Source organism: Methylophaga sp. UBA1464 (assembly GCF_002325665.1).
Classification (GTDB): domain Bacteria; phylum Pseudomonadota; class Gammaproteobacteria; order Nitrosococcales; family Methylophagaceae; genus Methylophaga.
In genome coordinates, this window is record NZ_DCSO01000053.1 from 55,502 (window position 1) to 59,950 (window position 4,449).

At 39.0% G+C, this 4,449-nt stretch carries 4 protein-coding genes; 2 read left to right on the forward strand and 2 right to left on the reverse strand.

All coding sequences use genetic code 11. From position 1 onward, the window contains the following. Both B3O33_RS06655 and B3O33_RS06660 read right to left on the reverse strand, forming a co-directional pair. Positions 1-411 (reverse strand): LysR substrate-binding domain-containing protein (locus B3O33_RS06655; protein WP_349676301.1); only part of this gene is annotated, 411 nt, incomplete at its 3' end. A gap of 27 nt (positions 412-438) precedes the next feature. Then, on the reverse strand, positions 439-654 hold the full coding sequence (locus tag B3O33_RS06660) for a LysR family transcriptional regulator (RefSeq protein WP_292362618.1): 216 nt from the start codon (positions 652-654) through the stop codon (positions 439-441). An 81-nt stretch (positions 655-735) separates the two neighbouring features. Between B3O33_RS06660 and B3O33_RS06665 the strand changes: the two genes are divergently transcribed. Together B3O33_RS06665 and B3O33_RS06670 are read left to right on the forward strand one after the other, a co-directional pair. Continuing rightward, a complete protein-coding gene (locus B3O33_RS06665; protein WP_292362619.1) occupies positions 736-2,316 on the forward strand; it encodes a methyl-accepting chemotaxis protein in 1,581 nt (526 codons plus the stop codon). Positions 2,317-2,358: 42 nt separating this feature from the next. Then, entirely contained in the window at positions 2,359-4,431 is a 2,073-nt protein-coding gene (locus tag B3O33_RS06670) for a putative bifunctional diguanylate cyclase/phosphodiesterase (RefSeq protein WP_292363244.1), read from the forward strand. Positions 4,432-4,449 lie beyond the last annotated feature (18 nt).

A 4,449-nucleotide genomic window follows, 5' to 3' on the forward strand; every position in this document is an offset into this window, starting at 1 on the left:
TTCAAGTATATGGTCATATAAGCTGGGGTTCTGGGGCTTTGGAAAGAGGATTAATGTTTCATATTGAAGTAGTTCGATCGGTATTTCATTTAGTGAGTTAAAAGGGTGGTTGTCCGGTATCATCAGCCCCATTAGTTCAGGGCGTATACTTATAGTCAGTAGGCTTTCGTGCTTCGGTTGAGCCATAATGAAGGCACAATGGATGTTATTGTTAAGTACTTTATCAATCAGTTCTGTCGTATTCCCTTCAGAGAATATCAATTCATAGTTTTCCAGTTTATCTGTGATTTCGCGTATCATTTCAGGTAAAAAACTGCTCATTGCAGCACATGTATAACCTAATTTTAATTTTTTCTTTTTTGTTAATGAAGTGAGTGACTCTGTTATTCCATTCAGGCTTTCAAAAACTATTGGTAATTTATTTTTTAGTTCTTCACCTTAAGGCGTTAATTTAACAGTGTTGTTTTCTCTGATAAAAAGTTGGCATTTTAATGCTTCTTCAAGTTGTGATATTTTTCGAGAAATTGCAGGCTGAGATATAAACAGATTTTCTGCTGCTTTGCTGAAACTTTTTTCTTTCGCTATTTCAAGAAAAGCTCTTAGTTGTTTCAGGTCATAATTGAACTGATAGCTTTTTGTTATACGTTGATTCATTTTTGGTATTAGACCTTTTGTTTAAAGAAAATATAGCCTTGGAGGGCGCTTAATTCTGTTTTTAAATTCCAAGGCTATAAAATGAAGATTAATGAACCGGTTACGCAAGTTGAAGAATCTTATAAAAGTGATGCAAATATACTTACCACTACAAATAGTAAGGGAATTATTACCTATGTCAATCGGGATTTTGTCGATATAAGCGGTTTTACTGAAGAGGAGCTGGTTGGTAAAAGCCATAATGTAGTAAGACATCCAGATATGCCCCCTGCAGCCTTTGCTGCTTTGTGGGAAAAGGTAAAATCCGATAAATCGTGGATGGGGATGGTCAAAAACCGTTGCAAAAATGGTAACCACTACTGGGTTGACGCTTATGTCACTCCGATAATGAAAGATGACGGAACACGTGAATATCAATCAATAAGAAGAAACCCCCGAAGAGAAAATGTTGATCGTGCCTCCAGACTCTATGAAAAACTCCGTAAAGGCAAAAAAGTTGCAGAGCTTAAAAACTCCATTTCAATAATCTTCAAAATAACGGTATTGATATTTTTGCTGATGATGATCCAGGTTATTTCAAGTCTGTTTTTTCAGAGTTGGCTATCAATTACTATTATTTCGCTGGTCTGTATCACTATTGCCGTTGGCGGGGTATATATCCTGCTAAGCCCCTTAAAAAGCATTGTTTCCAACGCGCGGAAAATCATAAATGATCCTGTGGCAAGGTATATTTACAGTGGGCGGCGCGATGAACTGGGCGATATTGCGCTGGCCATGAAGTTTCTGGAATCGGAAACAGCTGGATTAATCGGTCGTGTTGCCGACAGTGCAGCAACCATGGGCTCAAACACTTCTACACTAGGTGGTGCCATCAAGGCTTCCAAAGGTTATGCAGAACAGCAGTTTAATGAAACGGAACAGGTTGCTGCAGCAATAAATGAAATGTCGGCAAGTATCCAGGAAGTTTCACGCAATGCCCAGAGCAGTACATTAATTGCCAACAAAGGTGTGGAGGAAGTCGAAACAGGCAAAAAGGTTGTGCAAATAAGTGTCGACCTGATGCAGACATTGCGTGCGGGAGTAGAGCAGGCTGCCGATACCATTAAAGCTTTGGAAAAGAGTAGTAATGATATCGCTATTGTTCTCGACGTCATTAATGATATTTCGGAGCAAACCAACTTGCTTGCATTAAATGCGGCAATTGAAGCTGCCAGAGCAGGGGATGCCGGGCGTGGATTTGCCGTAGTCGCTGATGAGGTTCGCTCTCTTGCCAGTCGTACACGCAGTTCAACAGAAGAAATTCGTGTAATGGTGGAGAATCTTCAAAATAATTCAGCGACAGCTGTTAAAGCAATGAATGATGGTTTGAAACAGGCAGAAACCTGCGTGGGTCACAATCAGGATACCGTCAATTCCTTTGCCAACATTTTAGATGTCATTCAGCAAATTAATGATATGACCATGCAGATAGCATCTGCCGTAGAACAGCAAAGTGCCGTTGCTGAAGAAATCAGTAAAAGCATTCACAACATCAGAGATTCATCAGGGAATAATGTGAAGGAAGCAGATAACACGGTTTCAATAAGTACACATATGTTGTCATTAGCAACAAACTTTGAATCACTGGCTGCTCAATTCTGGGCAAAACAAACTAATTCATAACTATCATTAATAACGGGGTAAGAAAATAGTCCGGAGTCCATTATGTTCGATCTGAAAAATCAAGGGTTTCTCTTGATGCAACTGTTTCAAAAAGCCCAGGAAGGAATGATTATTACGGATGAAAAAGCACGTATTCTTGCTTGCAATGAAGCGTTTTGCCAGATTAGTGGTTTTAGCGAACAGGAATTAATTGGACAAAATCCCAGCATACTCAGCTCAGGACGGCAGGACAAAGATTTTTACACGAACATGTGGCTCACTATTGAAGAAACCGGCTTTTGGGAAGGTGAGGTATGGAACAGGAAAAAAGATGGTTCTTTCTATGCTGAATTGCTGAGTGTTAATAAAGTCAGTGTTCCTGGTACTGATAATGTCCACTATCTGGGGATGATGTCTGACATAACAAAAATGAAAGAGCATCATGCAAGCCTTGAAAAGTTAGCCCACTATGACGCTTTGACCAGTTTACCCAACAGAAACTTGCTGGAAGATCGCTTTAATCAGGCTGTTGCCAAAGCAAATCGAAATCATGAAATGTTGGCGGTTTGTTTCCTGGATCTGGATGATTTTAAACCGGTCAACGATACTTATGGACATCATGTTGGCGATTTGCTGCTAATAGAACTGGCTGAAAGAATAAAATCCCAGATGAGAAAAGAAGACACTGTATCCAGGTATGGCGGGGACGAATTTGTCATTTTGCTGAGCGAAATTCACAGTCGGGCTGATTGTGACGCGATACTTCAAAAACTTTTGCATGCTGTCAGTCAGCCATATCAGCTTGTTGAAGGACGTCAAATAACCATCGGGGCCTCGATTGGTTACACCCTTTATCCTTTTGACAAAGGATCTTTGGGGTCATTAATAGAGCATGCTGATCAAACCTTATATCAGATTAAAAATGCAGGTAAATCAGCTTTTTTAATGTATGGAGACACGGAAAAGGTTAAGGAGATTTCGAAAGGTTCGTATAGTCACGCGGCCATATTTTCAGCGATAGATGATGAACAGATGCGTTTGTTTTTCCAGCCGAAAATTGATATGACCTCTGGCGACATTGTTGGGTTTGAAGCGCTTGTTCGCTGGCAGCACCCATCAAAAGGTCTTTTATCTCCGATTGAGTTTCTGCCCTCTATAAATGAGTCTGAAGTGGAAGTTCGTTTAGGCCACTACGTTATAAGAGAGGCTTTAAAATGTCTGGCGAATTGGCATAGCTACGGTTTAAAACTACGTGTCAGTGTTAATCTTTCTGCATATCATCTTGCAAGAAATTCATTTATAAAAAATCATGAAGTTATTTGTAATGAGTTTCCAGATCTTGATTTGAGCTACTTTCAAATTGAAATACTGGAGAGCCATGCTTTGGATGAGTTATCCTCAATTCAGACAGTTATCTCGGAATGTGAAAAAAAGTTTAATATTTCGATGGCTCTTGATGACTTTGGTACTGGATATTCATCCCTGAGCCATATTCGAACGCTCTCTATAAAAACAATCAAAATAGATCAATCTTTTGTCCGAAATATGCTTAATGATGCTGATGATTATAAGATTGTTGAGAGTGTCATTTCGCTTGCGAACTCCTTTAATATCGAAGTGATTGCGGAGGGGGTAGAGTCGCTCAAACATGCTCAGATCCTTTTGTGCATGGGATGTAAGATCGCTCAAGGTTATGCTATTGCCAGACCTATGCCATCAGAGAGTGTGCTGGATTGGGCATGCAACTTTTATATGCCAGAAGTCATTGTTATTGAGAACAGGAAAAATGATTGTTTAAGAACTTCTCAATTAAGATTGTTTATGCATTTTCTTGAAATAGAAGTTGAATTTTTGAAAAGTAATATCAAGTCTAAAACCAGTAGCAATTTCCCCTTAATTTCATTGACACATAGCCATTGTGGATTTTGGTTAAAAAAAGCTAAGAGCATTCAGTTTATTGAAGAACTCCATGTGGAACAGTTGGAAAACCAATATTCAAAACTGTTGAAATTTATTTCCAATATCCATGTTTTATATCAATGTGGTGACAGGCAATCGGCACAGATTGCGTTTCAAGATATAGAAGAAGAATATAAAACTCTGATCGAGGCAGTAAATAATTTACGAAACAGATAAATTTCTTCGGGTATGCTT

Bases quoted from the DNA above. Each gene is read 5' to 3' on its own strand.
- B3O33_RS06660 (WP_292362618.1), bottom strand. From the start codon at position 654: ATGAATCAACGTATAACAAAAAGCTATCAGTTCAATTATGACCTGAAA.
- B3O33_RS06665 (WP_292362619.1), top strand. From the start codon at position 736: ATGAAGATTAATGAACCGGTTACGCAAGTTGAAGAATCTTATAAAAGT.
- B3O33_RS06670 (WP_292363244.1), top strand. From the start codon at position 2,359: ATGTTCGATCTGAAAAATCAAGGGTTTCTCTTGATGCAACTGTTTCAA.